The organism is Microcystis sp. M20BS1, from assembly GCF_020245305.1.
Classification (GTDB): Bacteria; Cyanobacteriota; Cyanobacteriia; order Cyanobacteriales; family Microcystaceae; genus Microcystis; species Microcystis ichthyoblabe_A.
Window position 1 is genome coordinate 1 of the sequence record NZ_JADBUZ010000239.1, and the last position, 16,861, is coordinate 16,861.

The 16,861-nt window shown below is 41.2% G+C and carries 15 protein-coding genes and 3 pseudogenes; 9 read left to right on the forward strand and 9 right to left on the reverse strand.

Annotation, left to right across the window (positions count from 1 at the left end; translation table 11 throughout):
- The first annotated feature begins 225 nt into the window (after positions 1–225).
- From IM507_RS22485 to IM507_RS22495, 3 genes and pseudogenes are all read left to right on the forward strand, one after another.
- Positions 226–1,650 (forward strand): pentapeptide repeat-containing protein, encoded by a 1,425-nt coding sequence (locus tag IM507_RS22485; RefSeq protein WP_287637776.1) that lies wholly within the window; start codon positions 226–228, stop codon positions 1,648–1,650.
- Between the two features lie 212 nt (positions 1,651–1,862).
- A pseudogene (locus IM507_RS22490) lies at positions 1,863–2,006 on the forward strand (IS630 family transposase); the annotation flags it as partial.
- Positions 2,007–2,245: 239 nt separating this feature from the next.
- A complete protein-coding gene (locus IM507_RS22495; RefSeq protein WP_002737105.1) occupies positions 2,246–2,440 on the forward strand; it encodes a hypothetical protein in 195 nt (64 codons plus the stop codon).
- 26 nt (positions 2,441–2,466) lie between these two features.
- On the opposite strand, the gene IM507_RS22500 is transcribed toward IM507_RS22495, so the two are convergent.
- Positions 2,467–2,883, reverse strand: coding sequence for a DUF1816 domain-containing protein (locus IM507_RS22500; RefSeq protein WP_002737782.1), 417 nt, complete (start codon positions 2,881–2,883; stop codon positions 2,467–2,469).
- 363 nt (positions 2,884–3,246) lie between these two features.
- On the opposite strand from IM507_RS22500, the gene IM507_RS22505 reads away from it, so the two are divergent.
- The gene (locus tag IM507_RS22505; protein ID WP_002736308.1) at positions 3,247–4,359 is read left to right on the forward strand and encodes a sensor histidine kinase; all 1,113 of its coding nucleotides are present in this window, start codon (positions 3,247–3,249) and stop codon (positions 4,357–4,359) included.
- A gap of 440 nt (positions 4,360–4,799) precedes the next feature.
- Here the strand turns inward: IM507_RS22505 and IM507_RS22510 are convergent, their stop codons facing one another.
- Positions 4,800–5,354 (reverse strand): hypothetical protein, encoded by a 555-nt coding sequence (locus tag IM507_RS22510; protein ID WP_002736722.1) that lies wholly within the window; start codon positions 5,352–5,354, stop codon positions 4,800–4,802.
- A 917-nt stretch (positions 5,355–6,271) separates the two neighbouring features.
- Between IM507_RS22510 and IM507_RS22515 the strand changes: the two genes are divergently transcribed.
- On the forward strand, positions 6,272–8,023 hold the full coding sequence (locus IM507_RS22515; RefSeq protein WP_287637777.1) for a mechanosensitive ion channel family protein: 1,752 nt from the start codon (positions 6,272–6,274) through the stop codon (positions 8,021–8,023).
- A 57-nt stretch (positions 8,024–8,080) separates the two neighbouring features.
- On the opposite strand, the pseudogene IM507_RS22520 reads toward IM507_RS22515, so the two are convergent.
- From IM507_RS22520 to IM507_RS22545, 6 genes and pseudogenes are all read right to left on the reverse strand, one after another.
- Positions 8,081–8,297, reverse strand: a pseudogene (locus IM507_RS22520) (transposase); the annotation flags it as partial.
- Between the two features lie 236 nt (positions 8,298–8,533).
- A complete protein-coding gene (locus IM507_RS22525) occupies positions 8,534–9,574 on the reverse strand; it encodes a sulfate/molybdate ABC transporter ATP-binding protein (protein WP_069473958.1) in 1,041 nt (346 codons plus the stop codon).
- 19 nt (positions 9,575–9,593) lie between these two features.
- On the reverse strand, positions 9,594–10,436 hold the full coding sequence (gene cysW / locus IM507_RS22530) for a sulfate ABC transporter permease subunit CysW (RefSeq protein WP_046661095.1): 843 nt from the start codon (positions 10,434–10,436) through the stop codon (positions 9,594–9,596).
- A 41-nt stretch (positions 10,437–10,477) separates the two neighbouring features.
- Positions 10,478–11,320 carry a sulfate ABC transporter permease subunit CysT gene (cysT, locus tag IM507_RS22535; RefSeq protein ID WP_004159580.1) on the reverse strand — a complete coding sequence of 281 codons (843 nt, stop codon included), beginning with the start codon at positions 11,318–11,320 and terminating at the stop codon, positions 10,478–10,480.
- A 124-nt stretch (positions 11,321–11,444) separates the two neighbouring features.
- On the reverse strand, positions 11,445–11,786 hold the full coding sequence (locus IM507_RS22540; protein WP_002802587.1) for an NIL domain-containing protein: 342 nt from the start codon (positions 11,784–11,786) through the stop codon (positions 11,445–11,447).
- Between the two features lie 11 nt (positions 11,787–11,797).
- Positions 11,798–12,841: a sulfate ABC transporter substrate-binding protein gene (locus IM507_RS22545; protein WP_123230476.1), complete on the reverse strand. Its 1,044-nt coding sequence runs from the start codon at positions 12,839–12,841 to the stop codon at positions 11,798–11,800.
- A 170-nt stretch (positions 12,842–13,011) separates the two neighbouring features.
- Here IM507_RS22545 and IM507_RS22550 point away from each other — a divergent pair, with 170 nt between their 5' ends.
- Positions 13,012–13,791 (forward strand): Crp/Fnr family transcriptional regulator, encoded by a 780-nt coding sequence (locus tag IM507_RS22550; protein ID WP_002794831.1) that lies wholly within the window; start codon positions 13,012–13,014, stop codon positions 13,789–13,791.
- Between the two features lie 19 nt (positions 13,792–13,810).
- Here IM507_RS22550 and rnc read toward each other — a convergent pair whose 3' ends face one another.
- Positions 13,811–14,488 carry a ribonuclease III gene (rnc, locus tag IM507_RS22555; protein WP_002736100.1) on the reverse strand — a complete coding sequence of 226 codons (678 nt, stop codon included), beginning with the start codon at positions 14,486–14,488 and terminating at the stop codon, positions 13,811–13,813.
- Between the two features lie 54 nt (positions 14,489–14,542).
- Between rnc and IM507_RS22560 the strand changes: the two genes are divergently transcribed.
- The 3 genes and pseudogenes from IM507_RS22560 to IM507_RS22570 form a co-directional block, all read left to right on the forward strand.
- A complete protein-coding gene (locus tag IM507_RS22560; protein WP_287637778.1) occupies positions 14,543–15,097 on the forward strand; it encodes a hypothetical protein in 555 nt (184 codons plus the stop codon).
- A 441-nt stretch (positions 15,098–15,538) separates the two neighbouring features.
- Positions 15,539–15,691 (forward strand): hypothetical protein, encoded by a 153-nt coding sequence (locus IM507_RS22565; protein WP_176721622.1) that lies wholly within the window; start codon positions 15,539–15,541, stop codon positions 15,689–15,691.
- Positions 15,692–15,694: 3 nt separating this feature from the next.
- Positions 15,695–16,861, forward strand: a pseudogene (locus IM507_RS22570) (RNA-guided endonuclease InsQ/TnpB family protein); the annotation flags it as partial.

A 16,861-nucleotide genomic window follows, 5' to 3' on the forward strand; every position in this document is an offset into this window, starting at 1 on the left:
TATAATTAAATTAAAAATGGATTTTAGGTTCGATCCCCCCTGCCCCCCTTGATAAGGGGGGTGCCGATCCCCCCTTAGTCCCCCCTTTAATCCCCCCTTAATAAGGGGGGCATCTGACAACTTTTAACGCCTACCTACTTACTTCTTTTCAACCAACCTCGAAAACAGTTTTGTTAGTCCCTCAGTCCCTTGGCAAAATCCATCTATTGGCGGGGAAAACGCTGCATGGTTCCGAGAAAATCACCACGAATTCCTTTAGAATTGCACCAGATCAAGGCTCACGAGTTTTATCAAAAACGGCTGGCATCGGGTAAAGAAGGCAATGAGATAGATGACTGGCAGCAAGCGAAAGAATATTTGAGCCAACATCCCAGAGCGATTTTTGCTTGGAATCTAAAGATGCCCTATCGCGGGGGAAAAAGGCTAATTAAAAGATTGTTGCTATCGCTCCAGTCTCTTGTCAGAGTTGCTTGGAAACTGCTAATCTTTCCCTTCTGGCTATTTCAGCAAATACCGGGGCTTTTTGCCCGTGAAGACAAAGACAGCCGCACCTTTGCCATTGATGTGGTCAAAACGATTATTTCTGCCCTGGGATTAATTGCTACCCTTTTCGCAGGAATCGGGCTTTTTGTCAATTATCTCAATTCTCAAGCGGAAAGGCAACTGACTCAGGAACGTCTTATTACCGAGCGCTTCTCGAAAGCTGTCGAGCAAATCGGTAATCCTAAAGAGGAGGTGGTAATTGGCGGCATTTATTCCCTAGAGCGAATTGCCAAAGATTCTCCCAAGGATCAATGGACAATTATGGAAGTGCTGACTTCCTACATTCGTAAAAATTCCCCCATTCCCTCGAATATTGAACAACTGGAGCCAGAGGAAAGACAGAAGGCCCTAGAAAAACTCCCTTCCGTGAGTATTCCAGTTCAGGCCGCTTTAACGGTAATCGGGCGGCGTAAAGTTGAGAATGACCAAGCTGGGGATAATTTGGCTGAAACAAATGACTCTAATAAAATTAAAATTCTTGATTTAAGTCGGACAAATTTGAGGGGAGCCAACCTCAACCGAGCCAACCTCAACCGAGCCAACCTCGACGGAGCCAACCTCAACGGAGCCAAACTCTGGGTAGCCTACCTCAACGGAGCCAACCTCAACGGAGCCTACCTCAACGGAGCCAAACTCTGGGTAGCCTACCTCAACGGAGCCAACCTCAACCGAGCCAACCTCAACGGAGCCAACCTCAACGGAGCCAACCTCAACGGAGCCTACCTCAACGGAGCCATCCTCAACGGAGCCTACCTCTACGGAGCCTACCTCAACGGAGCCGACCTCAAGGGAGCCAAGCTCAACGGAGCCAACCTCCTCAACCGAGCCAACCTCAACCGAGGCATCCTCACCACAGGCTGGCTCATCGCCAACCTCAACGGAGCCAACCTCATCCTAGCCAACCTCTACGGAGCCGAGGATCTTTATCCAGAACAAATTAAATCGGCCTGCTTTTGGGAAAAAGCAATATACACGGAATCCAAGTGGGATGAAGATAAACAATTATGGGTGGCTGCTGACCGGGAAGCCAATCAACGAGAAATCGACAAACTCAAAAGGGACAAAAACTCAGATCCGCGAAATCCGATCGATTGTAATACTAAATAGGGTTTGCGGCAAAAAGTAGGGGCGAAGCATTCGGATAGGAAATCTCCGGTTTCACCGATAGGTTATGCCCAAATGCTTCGCCCCTACAGGACGCGGGCCGATGAAAACGCAAGGTTTGGAAGCATGATTCTCTCAAAATCTTGCACCTGTTTGGCGAGAAAAGCCACAAAACCCTTACCTTATCTACATTTCACATTTATTCAGCCAACCCTAAATATTATGAAAACTTTTCTGACTTTTCTTCAGCTATTTATGAATGTCTGAATGATGCCCATCTGAAACATAAAAAAGAACTGAATTCCTTGCTTACTCTACCATTTCAGAAGTTGAATAAATCTCAGATTATGAACGTCTAAAGTATAGTTGGTCGTTAATTGCCATGTCTGCTATGATACAATTAGGGGGTGCTGCTTTAGCAAAGATTGATAGTGAACACTCATTATTATATTAATAAATATGAATAAATATGAAGTAATTTAAGTTTCCAAGAGAATGAACCCGATCTTTTTTACTATGGGGGTAAAACTGATTTTCAATTTCTCAGCTTGAAAGGTGAACCCAGATTAAGCTATCTGAACAATAAGAGGACAAGCCAATGTTTGAAGATTTTACCTATATTACCGATGAGGCTTTTTTAGAGAATTATTGGTGGGAAGAAAAAGTTATCTGTTCCCACTGCCAAGGCAAAGGAAGAATCTATCTAGAGACAGAGAATGAATCCGTCCCCTGTAAATTCTGTGAAGGTGAAGGCATTATTCAACGAAAACAAAAGGAGACTAACTATTCCTAAAAATCTGTATAATTAGATACCATATATTAAAAATCTTCTTGAGTTAAAACCTCGGGCTGACATTGTTTAATTTCGCTGTTAATCCCCACAGCAGATTCCGATTGTAGGTCTTCGATATAACCGGATTGATGGGATAAAGCTTCAGAAAAACTCTCAAACGGACCGAAATAATAGAGACATTTCGGCTGGGTGGTGGTGATCTCTATCCACCAGGGTTGAGGTGGTAAACTAGGCTTAATGGAGACAGTTTCTGGGTCAAGAGGCTTTATACTGAGAATCCTGGCACCTTGGCGCAGGAGGCGCTGTGTTTCTTGACTCATGCGGCTTTTAGGTACTCGCAGGACTGTCCGGGAGAAGCGTTGAGGCAAAGAGCCAGAAGAACCGGAAAAAACAACTTCATAGAGAAATATTTGATTCTCTCCCTGATTATTAGCCTCTAGCATACAGAAAAGATTCTCTTTTGGGGGTAAGGGTTAAAAAAAACAGACGCTACTTTGAGCAGATGACTCAAGCAAAATCATCTCCTAACAGAGTAGCGCATCTTGATACCATAGCATAGAGCGGCAAAAAGTTAGGTTTTGACCTATTCTCCCCTCACAGCATGGCTTAAGGGGAGATTCTTCCACAGGAAGAACCCGATAGAGTTCTTTATGATGCTGTAGCCGGATATATGGCTGTTATCTTAATGGTGAGGTACAAAGTTTTTGTTTTCGGGAGTCGGTCGTCGATGCCCAATCCTGTTATACTTCATCTTTATGATAAACAATGTTAATAATATTGACGACAAATAGAGTTTTTTACCAAATATGCAGCCACCAAAATTAAGCTTAGGAACCAGATTATTTTTATCCCATCTCCTCGTTATGGTGGTGGGATTGAGTAGCTTTATTATCATTGCTAAATTATCTTCTCCCCGAATGTTTGTTTTGCGTTTGGAACAGTTAGAAAGGCAGGGATTTTTTACCGTGCGCTCGGCAAGAACTTTCTTGGTTAGGGGTTTTGAGACGGCTTGGGATAGTAGTGCTATTTGGTCATTTATTGCGGGAGGAAGTGCAGCTGGTTATCTGAGTTTTTTGGTTTCTCAACGCATTATGAAACCGGTAAAACAAATCAAACAAATCACTAAAAATTTTGCGGAAGGGGATTTATCGGCGCGAGTTCCAGAAAGCGAAATCCCAGAATTAAATCAATTAGCCATCAGTTTTAATCAGATGGCGATTAGTTTAGCCGATGTGGAAAAACGTCGCCAGGAATTAATCGGTGATCTTACCCACGAATTACGCACCCCTTTAACTGTGGTACGGGGATATCTGGAGGAATTAGCCGATGGTGCGATCGAACCTAATCCAGAACTTTATCAGAAATTAGTGAAAGAAACCCGCCGGTTAGAACGTTTAACCCACGATCTACAGGAGCTATCGCAAGCGGAATCTGGTTATCTCTCGATTAAACTGCAACCTGTTAATTTATTAACTTTGTTAAATTCTCTTATCGAAAAATTTGCCGATCAATTATTAGAAGATGGACCGACTTTACAGTTAGATTGTCCCCCCAATTTACCATCTGTCATGGCCGATCCCGATCGCCTCGAACAAATTTTAGTTAATCTGCTCGGTAATGCCATTCGTTACACCGATCATGGTGCAATTACCCTGCAAGTGACAAGGGACAAAAATCACCTACAAATTGCCGTTATCGACACGGGAATCGGCATCGCAGCAGAGGATTTACCCTTTATTTTCGAGCGCTTTTGGCGGGCCGATCGTTCTCGTTCCCGTTATTCTGGGGGTAGTGGTATTGGTTTAGCGATTACCCGTCGTTTAGTGGAATTACACCAAAGTCAAATGGAGGTAGAAAGTGAATTAGGTAAAGGCAGCACTTTTCGTTTTTCCCTAGCAATATCTCCGAATTGGGAGTAGGGGTTTTTTTAGTGATCGGTAAACAGTAATCGGTAAGGGGAGACGGGAGAAGGGGGAGATGGAGCGGTAAGAGAGAGTTTGAGCATTTGTACTAAAATATCTAATAGACATCTCCAAAAATTATAACCCAATCACAGCTTGCTTTTAGCTTTTGTACTAACTGAGTAGTTCTAAGCTGAAATGTGTATCTATCGTTGCTAATTCAATTTCACTGAAAAAATATGAAACAATTAAAATCATTTTTATTTGCTTAGATTCCTTAACTAGAAAAACTTTTAGTCTTAAGATATAGTCATTTCAGATAATTCTGATACAGTCTAGACTGGTTGAACCCTTATGAACTCTGGCATTGATATTCTCAATCCTAATTGAAATGACTATAATCTTTAGATGGAGGTCTAATAGGCAGTTTCAATGCAGTACGGCTGATAACCAGATGACTATTCAGGAGAAGACAAGTGGCGAAAAATCTGGCTGGCGATGGCTGCACTCCGGCGAATTTGTTCAATTTCGGAAAGACTTTGCCAATCTTCGGTGTCTATAGTGGTTTTGCTCTGGCCATTACGCATAGTATAGGCGTAGGGACGGGCAAAAACCTGTAAATCTTCTGGAGACCATTGGGGAAAAAGCTCGCTAAGACAAACAACAAGGCGATCGAAGTTATCTAATTGACTATTAACTAGATTTTCAGCACTTTCTACTAGACGATTTAAATGTTCGGCTGGCAGTAAAGAGGCAAATTTATCAAAGATATTAGACCGGGATGAAAGGGAAACTGTCGGGAATTTTTGGTGTAAACTGCTAAAGAATCTATGAGCTTGTGCCTCGATCGCCGTCGCTTCTAGTCCTTCACACAGAGAAAAAGGCGTTTCTGTCACGTCTAAGGGATCATGACTCTCAACAGCGGTTACATCCCAGGGATAGGTGACTTCTTCTTCGATCAGGATTGCCAGAAGTTCCGCGTTAATCTGTTCGGATAGGGATAAATGGCTCATAAACGATACTCCATATTTTGGCCTTTGTGGCGTTCAATGAGTAACTACATCTTGGTTTTGACAATTCCCGAAGCTACCAACAGACTTCTGGTGGAAGCCAGACGAGAGGTACTCTTGCCATAGTAGCAATAATTAACCCCTGCATATTATAGCGGTTTTCACAGAAGGAGTCCCGATTGAAACGCTGAAACGCCTATCTATCAAGGGATTTACTATACCTTATGAGACTGAAAACCGTTATATTATTGATTACTTTTTGACTTTTGCCAGGGGTTGATGAGAAAAGTGACATAAACTTGTCAACGCCTGAATTTGGTTATTGGCTAACTCTTCTAGGTTAATTGATCGTAGCTCCTGAGCAATTGTACTAGGATAGATAGAATTGCTACGGCGTTTTATTGACTGGTGTGACTAGATAATTTTGCTAACTTTCTGCTGACATTTGCTCCCCCATCTCCCCACTCCCCCATCTCCCTAATCTCCTATGGCTTTTAAACAGGATTTAGTATTAGTACAGTCGCCAGGAATTACCAGCAGCGATCACTTAATTTACCCACTGGATTTTTGTGAGAGAATAGTTAGGGATAATTCTGCTTTGATCTATGATCAAAAAAACCTCTAGAAAACCACGCTATACTCAAATTCGCTGGCTCTGTCAAATAATTGTCGCCCTGATTGTATTCATGTTGCCGGGGACAATTACTCTGCGACTGGTTTTAGGGCTCTTCTCGACTTTGTGTGATAATTTTTGCTTATGGAATCGTGAAATGCTTATCGGGTAACACTTTTAGGACTATTTTGTCGAAGAAACTATCAGTATAGACCTCGTTTCCACACAGAAACCAGAAGAGCCGTTTTAGCTTTTCTTAATGCCTAAACCTTACCCGACTACACCCAGAAAAATCTGACTTAATCCTATGAAATTTGTACCGTTTGTCGATATTAATCAAAGATATTCAATGCCAACTACAGCATCTAAAGCTAGAGGATGGATGAAAAAAATTGGACATACTTTGGTAATATTTATCGTAGTTTTACTACTGACTCTAACCTCCCCTCTTTTGGGAATAGCTCAAAATCCGACACAACCGGAAAATAAAATTGACGGCTTTCCAGTTATGTTAGATGGAAAAACTCTCTTTTTTATCCGGCGTGGAGTTTCTTCATTTTCGGCGGAGGAGAGAGCTAGCGCTATTACCCGGAGAATTGAAAGAATTGCTCAAAATGATTCTATTCCTGTTGAGAACCTGACAATTAAGCAGATTCCTGATGATAACTCACTTTATTTAAGTGTAGATCAAGAAGTAATTCTAACGGTGACGGAGCGAGATGCAAAAGCCTATCGTTCAACGCCGGAGGTTTTAGCTCAACAAGCTTTACAAAAAATTCAGGTTGCTATCGCTCAATATCGCCAAGATCGAAAACCCGAACAACTACTTAAGAACATCATTTATACGGTTATAGCCAGCTTTGCCTTCCTGATTATTAGCTTTGCAGTTATCAAAATTTCAGGGAAGCTATTTCCCTTTATTAGACGTTTGATTGAATCCTTGACGCCAGGCATTCAAATCGGGAATGTTGAGATCATATCTTCCTCTAATATAAGCTTTTTTTGGTTGCGAGTTCTTCGCATAATTCGCTTCTTTGTTCTGTTTTTATTATTATTTAATTATGCCACATTTGTACTTCGTTTATTTCCCTGGACAAGAGTTTTTGGTGAGAGTATTTTAGGCTATTTTTCTCAATCATTAGAACTGGTTTTGTCGTCCATTGGCAAATATCTTCCCAATGCCTTTATTATTGCCATAATCATTTTTATCACTTACTACTTAATCGGGCTAATCAAGCCATTTTTTACAGCAATAGAAAGAGGAAATCTGGTTATTCCTGGTTTTTATACTGATTGGGCTAAACCGACTTACAATATCCTATTAGTCATAATTATTGCCATAGCAGCAATAGTTGCTTTTCCCTATTTGCCTGGTTTTGATTCCCCTGCTTTCCGAGGTGTTTCTGTTTTTCTTGGTCTTCTTTTATCCCTTGGTTCTACTTCGGCAATCGCCAATGTTATTGGGGGAATTATTCTTATTTATACCCGGGCATTTCGCATCGGAGATCACATTCAAGTAGGAGATGTAATTGGCGATCTAATTGAAAAAAACTTCCTAGTCATTCGCATTTGTACTCCCACTAATAAAATCATTACTATTCCTAACTCATCTTTATTAAGTAGTAATGTGATTAACTTTAGTATTTCCTCGCGGGAATTAAACAGAAATCTAATTATTCAGACAACGATTACCCTAGGGTACGATCTGCCCTGGCGAAAAGCCCACAAAACCTTAATTGAAGCTGCACTAGAGACCGAGCATATTCTCAAAGAACCCGCACCTTTTGTCCTGCAAACTAGCCTAGATAATTTTTACATCAGTTATCAATTGAACGCTTACACTAACCAACCCAATTTAATGGTAATCATTTATTCAGAACTCCATCAAAATATTCAAGATAAGTGTAATGAAGCTGGGATTGAGATTCTTTCTCCCAGTTACACCTCCCTACGAGATGGAAATACAACAACCATTCCCGAAAATTATTTACCTTCCGATTATGTTGCGCCTCCCTTTCGCGTTCAATCTTCAGACAATCAGGAAAACAACACATTATGATAGTAAATCCGTTTTTAAGCACTCACTGTTGGCGGATTATTAATATGATGAGCCAATTCAAGTCTGAATTGCATCACTGTCCGATTTACCTTCATAGAATAGCTGATTTGGGGTACGATAATTAAGACATTTTCGAGGACGATTGTTAATAGAGTTTACGGCTCTTTCTACCTGCTCTAGCTTAAGGATTTTCAAATTCGTTACCCTTGGCAAAAAATTGTCTCAATAGTCCCTTAATCTGCTCGTTTAATCCCCTCTCCCAAGAACGATAAGGATCTGATTTGTTGTTGTATTGATCGGACAGTACCTGATCAGCCTTTCTTTGTTAACTATTGAGGTTGATGCGTTTCATTTTTGAATTGGCTATTACTTAAAAATAATTGTCTTAGTCAAACATTATAGCAGTTATCTTAATGGTGAGACAGGAAGTTTTTTTGGGGAGTCGATCATCAATAGCAAATTAGGTTGTACTTTATCCTGATGAGAAAAGCTGTAACACAACTAAGGTTTTTAAATTGAATAATCGATAAATTTCTCAATTTTATTGTCAAAATCAGTGAGTAAGGTCGCTTTTCTCGGTTTTAAATGTACCGTTTGTTCTGGTTGTAACTGTAATTGCTTGTACTCCTCACGATTGAGATAAGCCACCACCATTTCCCCATCGGCTAACATTAATTCTACTTGTATTTCCCAGCCTAAATGAATAACTCTTTTTACCACTGCCCAACTATTCAACCCATCTTGTTCGGGAATGATTTTGAGGTCGTGGGGACGGATAAAGACGGTGGAATTATCCCCCTGATGATACCCTTTTCCTAATCCTGCTAGATTAGGTAAAATATTCACTTCCCCAATAAATTGCATCACAAAAGGTGTAGCGGGATGATCGTAAATTTCGGCGGGAGAACCCACCTGTTCAATTTTACCATGATTCATCACGACAATCGTATCGGCCACCTCCATTGCTTCCTCTTGATCGTGGGTAACAAAAACACTGGTAACGTGAACTTCTTCGTGTAAATTTCTCAGCCATACCCTTAATTCTTTTCTGACTTTTGCATCTAAAGCCCCAAAGGGTTCATCTAATAATAATACATTCGGTTGAATGGCTAAAGCGCGGGCTAAAGCTACTCTTTGCCGTTGTCCTCCCGATAATTGGGCGGGATAGCGATCACCTAATCCTTGTAATTGAATTAATTCTAATAGTTCCTCAACTTTTTTCTTAATTACCGGCGATTTTTGCTGGCGAATTTTTAGACCAAAAGCAATATTTTGGCGGACAGTTAAATGTTTAAATAGGGCATAATGTTGAAAAACAAAGCCGATATTTCTCCGTCTAGGGTCCAGATGGGTGGTATCTTGTCCGTTAATGATAATTGCGCCACTGTCGGGAGTTTCTAATCCCGCAATTGAACGTAATAAGGTGGATTTTCCCGATCCCGATGGTCCGAGGAGGGCGACTAATTTGCCTTCAGGAATGGTTAAACTGATATTATCTAAAGCTTGAAAATTGCCGAAACGTTTGGAAACTTGGTGGATGGTAATACTCATATTTTTAGGTCTTTTGTAGTTAAGTAGTATGAATTTTGTGGGCGGTTTTACGTTCGAGAATTTCTTTGATAATTAAAGTAACTCCCGCTAGTAAGGCGAGAATAGCCGCCGCACTAAAAGCGGCGGGAGTGAGATAATTTTTATAAGCCTGTTCTACGAAAATTGGCAGGGTGGCAGTTCTCCCTAAAATACTGCCAGAAACCACAGAAACTGCCCCAAATTCTCCCATCGCCCGGGCATTAGTTAACAGCACTCCGTACATCAATCCCCAACGAATATTGGGTAAAGTTACGCGCCAGAAAATCTGCCAATCATTTGCCCCTAAAGTGCGCCCCGCTTCCTCTTGTTCTAAGCCAATTTCTTCTAAGACTGGGATAACTTCCCTAGCGACAAAAGGCATAGTAACAAATATGGTTGCTAATACCATTCCGGGTAAAGCAAAGAGTATTTTTATACTGAAAAGTTCTAGAAAAGAACCTAACCAACCATTGCGCCCATAGAGCAGTACAATCATTAAACCCGCTACCACGGGAGAAACGGCAAAAGGCAAGTCAATTAAACTAATTAATAAAGTTTTGCCGCGAAATTGATTGCGAGCAATTACCCAGGCTGCACAAAGTCCAAAAATTGTGTTTAAAGGTACAGTAATTAGGGCAATAATTACTGTTAATCTTACCGCTTCGATAAAGTCAGAGGTTCCCGCCGCTTCTAAAAAAGCTTGGAATCCATTGCGAAAAGCATAGTAAAATACTGCTGCTGCTGGAATAAATAATAACAGTGCCAGATAGACAAGGGCGATGATAATTAGTAGGGGTTTGTAATCCCACTCTTTCGGTTTAGTTGATTTTTTTAGACTCAGCATTTTTGATCTGTCTCCAGTCATACTCCAATATTTTTTACTCTTTACTTAACTCTGTATTTTTGGCCCCATTGCTGCAGGAAATTAATTACTACTAACATGAACAAAGAAACCAGTAATAAAACCATGCCGATTACTGTCGCCCCTGTGTAATCATATTCCTCTAGTCTTTGGAAGATTAAAACTGGGGCAATTAAATCCTTAAAGGGAATATTAGATGAGATAATAACTACAGAACCATATTCGCCGATCGCTCTGGCAAAACCGAGGGCAACTCCTGTTAAAATAGCGGGTAGTATTGTGGGAAAAATCACTCGCCAAAAGATTTGCCAAGAGGAAGCACCGAGGGATAAAGCCGCTTCTTCTACCTCTTTTTCCATTTCCTGTAAAACTGGCTGTAGGGTGCGGACAATGAAGGGTAAAGCGATAAATAACATCGCCACAAAAACCCCTAAAATGGTAAAGGATATCTTAATACCAAAGGGGGCAAAAAATTGACCGAGCCAACCGTTATCACTGTAAACTGTGGCGAGGACTAAACCAGCAACAGAAGTGGGTAAAGCAAAGGGCAAATCTACACAAGCATCGACAATTTTTTTACCCGGGAATCGATACCGCACTAATACCCAAGCGATAATAGTGCCGAAAACTCCGTCAATTAATCCGGCAATTAAGGAAGTAAAAAAAGTGACTTGGTAAGCAGATAAAGAAATCGGTAAAGTGGCAATGCGCCAAAATTCGGCAAAACCAAGAGTTAGGGATTTAGCAAATAGTGCCGCTGCTGGTAAAACCAACAAAACCACTAGATAACTAATGGTAATTACCCAAGGAATAGAAACTTTTTTCAGGGGTTGACTGGGAGATAAAGATAATTGTGGGTTAGCCATTGTTAATTATTGCTAAGTAAGTAGTTCCAATTAAATAGAAGATAAATTTTGCCTTTGATCCCCCCTGCCCCCCTTGATAAGGGGGGTGGGGATCCGCCTTGATAAGGGGGGTGCCGATTAGAGATTACCAATTGTCCGCTTCTTCAAGAACTTGTGCTGAATCATACCAAACTTCTACATCTAAATCTGCCAGATAGGAAAGGGCATTTTCTATCCCTTGGGAGTTGCCTTGTAGTTGTAGATCAAACCAGCCATCTTGATTATTATTGGCAGCTAACAAAGCGGAAAATATATTCACTTTTAGACCTGGAAAAGACCCTAAACGTGCTATAATTGGCTCGTTAATATATTGTTTAGGAACCCGAATTTTTATCCGTCGGGACGTGGGGCGATCAAGTCCCGATTGATCGAGATGTAAATCACTTTGGGGATGATTAATAGTCTGCCATTGAGGTTGATTATCCATGGTTTTTCTCCTTAAGATTTACCAGCTTTAGTCAGAATTTTATCGAACAAGGCTCCATCTTCAAAGAATTGTTTTTGTACCTTATCCCAACCGCCTAAATCCTGCACGGTAAAGAGATTTTTTATCTGAGGAAATTTACTCTCAAACTCTTTAACTATCGTCGGTTCAACGGGACGAAACCCCACCTTAGCAAATTCTCTTTGGGCTGCGGGAGTAAATAAAAACTGCACAAAAGCCTCGGCCACTTTTCTCGTACCTTTTTTATCCACATTGGCATCAACAACCGCCACGGGATTATCAATAGAAATATTATAATCAGTGGGAACAGTATAGGCTAAATTCTCACCTTTTTGGTTAGCGAGAATCATCTCGTTTTCGTAATTAATTAGCACATTTCCCTGACCTTGTTTAAAAAACACATCACTAGATTCGCGAGCATCTCTAGGTAAAACTGGCGCATTTTTAAACACTTTTTCGACAAAAGTTTGCGCCTCTTGTTCACTGCCTCCCGCTTGCGTCACCGAACCCCAAAGAGCGAGAAAATTCCAGCGCGCTCCGCCAGAAGTCTTGGGATTAGCAGTAATAACTTTAATATTATCCTTGGCTAAATCTGACCATTGATTAATTTTAATATTGGCATCACGAGGAACAAAAGCCACTACAGATTTATGAACAATAGAGTCATTGGGTGCTTCTTTTTCCCAACCGGGTTGAATTAATCCCGCTTGCTCAATTTTCTTGGTATCCAAAGCTAAAGCCAACGCTACCACATCCGCTTCTAAACCATCGATAACGGCACGAGTTTGGGAACCGGAACCGCCATAACTCTGTTCAAAAGTGACTTTTTGCCCCGTTTTTTGTTGCCATTCCTCGACAAATTTGGGAATGATTTTTTCGTAGGCACTTTGGGTGACAGCATAGGAAACAAGTGTCACAGTCACGGGTTTTTGGCTGTCATTGCCGCTATTGGTGGGGGATGAGGTACAAGATGCCAGCATTCCTCCCGTCAGGACAGTTGCCATGAGTAGGGATAAACAAGACTGGGATGACTGCATCGGCGGCGCTCCTAAGCTTTACTCTGAGGTTGTATCTGTTTTCAGGTCTGCTTTAATCCTACAGCACAGGAAATAAAATTTCAATACATTTATAAAACAAATTGGGAATAAGGCGATAACAAGGGAAACTGTGAGAAGATAAAATCAGTGCTACATCTAGGTTTGAGACTATGGGCAAGAGCGTCAAGGCCAAAAAAACAACCCTCCTACAACAACTGATTAACCAGAGTTTTCTCTTTCGCGGACTAGAGGAAGCTTGGTTAAGTCAGTATCTCGATGCCGACAATCTCAAGTTAGAGACGCTATTTTCCAATCGTCCCGTCTATACGGCTTTTCTACCCGATGAATTTCTAGATGTTTTGTATGTGATTTTGAATGAGGGTGTAATCGTCGTCCGCAGCACCCCCCTCGACCGGATTATTGCCATTACCTACCCCGGTGGCTGTTTTGGTATGAGGAGTTTACCCTTTAGTTATGGTTTAGCCAGTCGCGCTTTTCCCTGTTTGGTGGAATCCTATAAAACTACCCACGTCCTGAAAATTCCCTTATCGGCGCTAGAAAAGATTTACAACGATAACGAAAGTTTTCGTCAACGGTACTGTTTTTTATTTGAATTACAGCAAAAATTCGAGTATCATTTGCTTAATTGCAGTAGCTATCCACCCCAAGCTGTAGCCACTTTACTGAGAGCTTTAATCTATCAAGAAAGAGAATTAGGCAGTCAACCAGATGCCGAAAATATCTATACTTTTGATTTATCCGTCGATGTGATTGCTCGCGCTTGTCAACTCAATCAACGCACCGTCGAACAGGTATTAAAAGGATTGCAAAACGTGGGATTAATTGCCTCAGAATCGACGGGGGATTTAATTCGGGTACTGGATGCCGAGGGTTTAAAAGAAGTTTACAGTGCCACCAGAGATAAAGTTAATTGGTGGCCCCTAAGATAAGTAGGTTTGGCCTTATTTATTATTGCCATTGACAGCGCTTTAAGGCATCTTCGGCAGCCGCTTTGGTGGCATCCTGTTTCCGTTTGCCTTTACCTGTACCATAGAGAAGGTTATTAACCCGCACTTCGGCAGTAAATTCCCTAGCGTGGGGGGGGCCAGTAACATCAATGATCGCATATTCTGGATTAGAGGCGAAATTGGCCAGCGCCCACTGTTGAAAGAGATTTTTGGCATCGATAAAAGATGGCGATTCCGATTGTTGAGAGACTAAATGAGAGGCAACAGGGATAAAAAGCCCGTGCAGATAGTTTTTAACCGCATTTAACCCCGAATCTAGATAATAAGCCCCAATTATCGCTTCAAAAGTGTCCGCTAATAGGGTAGGATTTGATCGCCCCCGATCTTTAATTGCTCCCTTGCCTAAACGCATTAACTCCCCCAGGCCGATTTCAATGCCTAATTGCGCTAATTGTTCTTCTTTGACCAAATTTGACCGCAAACGGGTTAATTCGGCCTCGTTCATGGCGGGATATTTTTGATACAATAGTTCGCCCACCAAAAAAGCCAAAATCGCATCGCCTAAAAATTCTAGGCGCTCGTTATTTTCCGTCAATTCCGACTGTTCATTGACATAGGAACGATGGGTTAAAGCTTGGGTGAGAAGGAGAGCATTTTGAAAAGGAGGCAAACAAGACATTGCACGAGTAAGTCAAGAGCATTTCTTATCTTAATCTGACCCCACCGCGAATAGATGAGACGAACGATCCTTTTTTTACTGTTTTTTCCGGCTAGTTTAGGCATAATCTCCCAAATCTTCTCACCGGAAAACCTATCCGCTGCTATTCTTGCCCTAGGTATTCTGGGGATGTGTATGGAACAGGCACGCATGGCGGCGGTGGACTTGGCAGAAATTGCCCAATTTCAGCAAAAAACCAGCGATCCTCGCCTCGATCGCTTTTTTATCGTCACAGTTAGTACAATTGTTTTAGAATTATCGGGCTTTTATCTGGCTGCCCTCTCGATAGGATGGGGAGCTTTAATAGTTTTAGTCAGTCAAATTTGGTTTCATTGTTTAGCCAAAATTCAACTGCAGCCAAGCACAGAAAAAATTATTGACCATGGCATAAGGCCACGTTTACCCATCTTACTCGCTGACGGAATCGGCATAATCTTCGTGGCTTTCTGGTTAGCCAAAATCGCTCCCCTAATTATGGCCATAACTTTAACGACAATGTTATTAATCTACGGCTCTATTAAGTATAGACCTCTGGCAAAAATCAAAAATCTTCCCTTATGTGAGGAGTAAGTAGCCAGTATTCGGTCGTCAGGAGAATCAAGAATGAGCTTTAATCAACTAAATTCTCTACTTAGAGATTTTATGCCTATTTTTCTCATTTTTGAACTCTCAAAAATTAATTATCCAAGAACTCTCCTGTAGTCCCTCGAAATTACCGCAGAAATCGAGTGCCTTAATCAACCCGACAAAAAGTTAATTTTAGAGAGAATTCCCCCAGATGAAACCATTACCCATTATTTTATCAGTAGTCCAGACGCAGGAGGCTCTCTTAGGTTTGGTGGGTAAAATGTATTCTAAGATATAGTCCTGCTGGCGAGGGAGTGGAAGGAACCACTCCAGACACAGAGGACACGAAGATTGATCGCTTCTATAGTAAGTTAAACTGACCACACAAAGAATAAGAGAGCCGTACCCCGAATGAGGTATTCTGTGAAGTTAGATCAAATAGTGATGGAATTCAGACTTGAATTCCATCACTGTTATATGCTGGTCGGCTTCAAGGGTCTCGGTTTCATCGAAAATTTGGGTCTGAAACCCCGTCGTTCTACGACGGCTTTACTGTTAAATATGAGCATCGTTTACGAAATATATGCTAAAATGTGAGGTATGGAAAAAGCCTATTCGTTTCGATTTTACCCCACACCCGAACAAGAGTCGCTATTGCGGCGCACTTTGGGCTGTGTAAGATTAGTTTACAATAAAGCTCTCCATCTCAGAACACAAGCTTGGTACGAAAAGCAAGAAAGAGTAGGATATACTGAAACTTCTTCAATGCTAACCGACTGGAAAAAGCAAGAAGAATTAGAGTTTTTAAACGAAGTTAGCTGTGTACCTTTACAACAAGGGTTAAGACATTTACAAACAGCTTTCACTAACTTCTTTGCTGATCGTACTAAGTATCCCAACTTTAAGAAAAAACATCAAGGAGGAAGTGCCGAATTTACCAAGTCAGGCTTTAAATTTAAAGACAGACAAATCTATTTAGCTAAATGCACAGAACCTTTACCTATTCGATGGTCAAGACACATCCCAGAAAGCTGTGAACCAAGCACAGTAACAGTCAGATTACATCCTTCTGGACGTTGGCATATTTCAATTAGATTTGATGACCTAACAATTAAGCCTTTATCAGTAACAGATAAAGCCATTGGAATTGACTTAGGAATTAGTAGCCTTGTGATTACCAGCGATGGTGACAAAGTATCTAATCCCAAGCACTTTAAAAAGCATTATCGGAGACTGCGAAAAGCGCAAAAAAATCTTTCTAGAAAACAGAAAGGCTCAAAAAATCGGGAAAAAGCGAGAATCACATTAGCCAGAATTCACGCTCAAATTAACGATAGTAGAAAAGACCATTTACACAAGCTAACCACTCAATTAGTTCGTGAAAATCAAACGATTGTGGTTGAGAATTTAGCCGTCAAGAATATGGTCAAAAACCCGAAATTATCTCAGGCAATATCTGACGTTAGTTGGGGAGAAATCACTCGTCAATTAGCCTATAAATGCCGTTGGTATGGGAGAAATTACATCGAAATAGATAGATGGTTTCCTAGCTCTAAAAGGTGTAGTAATTGCGGGTATATTGCCCTTGAAAATGCCGTTAAATGTTCGAGAATGGGATTGTCCAGACTGTGGGACTCACCATGACCGAGATATTAACGCCAGTAAAAATATTTTGGCCGCAGGGCTTGCGGTGTCAGTCTGTAGAGCGACCATAAGACCAGAACAGAGTAAATCTGTTAAGGCAGGTGCGAAAAATCCTTCGGGAAA

Bases quoted from the DNA above. Each gene is read 5' to 3' on its own strand.
- IM507_RS22485 (WP_287637776.1), top strand. From the start codon at position 226: ATGGTTCCGAGAAAATCACCACGAATTCCTTTAGAATTGCACCAGATC.
- IM507_RS22495 (WP_002737105.1), top strand. From the start codon at position 2,246: ATGTTTGAAGATTTTACCTATATTACCGATGAGGCTTTTTTAGAGAAT.
- IM507_RS22500 (WP_002737782.1), bottom strand. From the start codon at position 2,883: ATGCTAGAGGCTAATAATCAGGGAGAGAATCAAATATTTCTCTATGAA.
- IM507_RS22505 (WP_002736308.1), top strand. From the start codon at position 3,247: ATGCAGCCACCAAAATTAAGCTTAGGAACCAGATTATTTTTATCCCAT.
- IM507_RS22510 (WP_002736722.1), bottom strand. From the start codon at position 5,354: ATGAGCCATTTATCCCTATCCGAACAGATTAACGCGGAACTTCTGGCA.
- IM507_RS22515 (WP_287637777.1), top strand. From the start codon at position 6,272: ATGAAATTTGTACCGTTTGTCGATATTAATCAAAGATATTCAATGCCA.
- IM507_RS22525 (WP_069473958.1), bottom strand. From the start codon at position 9,574: ATGAGTATTACCATCCACCAAGTTTCCAAACGTTTCGGCAATTTTCAA.
- cysW (WP_046661095.1), bottom strand. From the start codon at position 10,436: ATGCTGAGTCTAAAAAAATCAACTAAACCGAAAGAGTGGGATTACAAA.
- cysT (WP_004159580.1), bottom strand. From the start codon at position 11,320: ATGGCTAACCCACAATTATCTTTATCTCCCAGTCAACCCCTGAAAAAA.
- IM507_RS22540 (WP_002802587.1), bottom strand. From the start codon at position 11,786: ATGGATAATCAACCTCAATGGCAGACTATTAATCATCCCCAAAGTGAT.
- IM507_RS22545 (WP_123230476.1), bottom strand. From the start codon at position 12,841: ATGCAGTCATCCCAGTCTTGTTTATCCCTACTCATGGCAACTGTCCTG.
- IM507_RS22550 (WP_002794831.1), top strand. From the start codon at position 13,012: ATGGGCAAGAGCGTCAAGGCCAAAAAAACAACCCTCCTACAACAACTG.
- rnc (WP_002736100.1), bottom strand. From the start codon at position 14,488: ATGTCTTGTTTGCCTCCTTTTCAAAATGCTCTCCTTCTCACCCAAGCT.
- IM507_RS22560 (WP_287637778.1), top strand. From the start codon at position 14,543: ATGAGACGAACGATCCTTTTTTTACTGTTTTTTCCGGCTAGTTTAGGC.
- IM507_RS22565 (WP_176721622.1), top strand. From the start codon at position 15,539: ATGGAATTCAGACTTGAATTCCATCACTGTTATATGCTGGTCGGCTTC.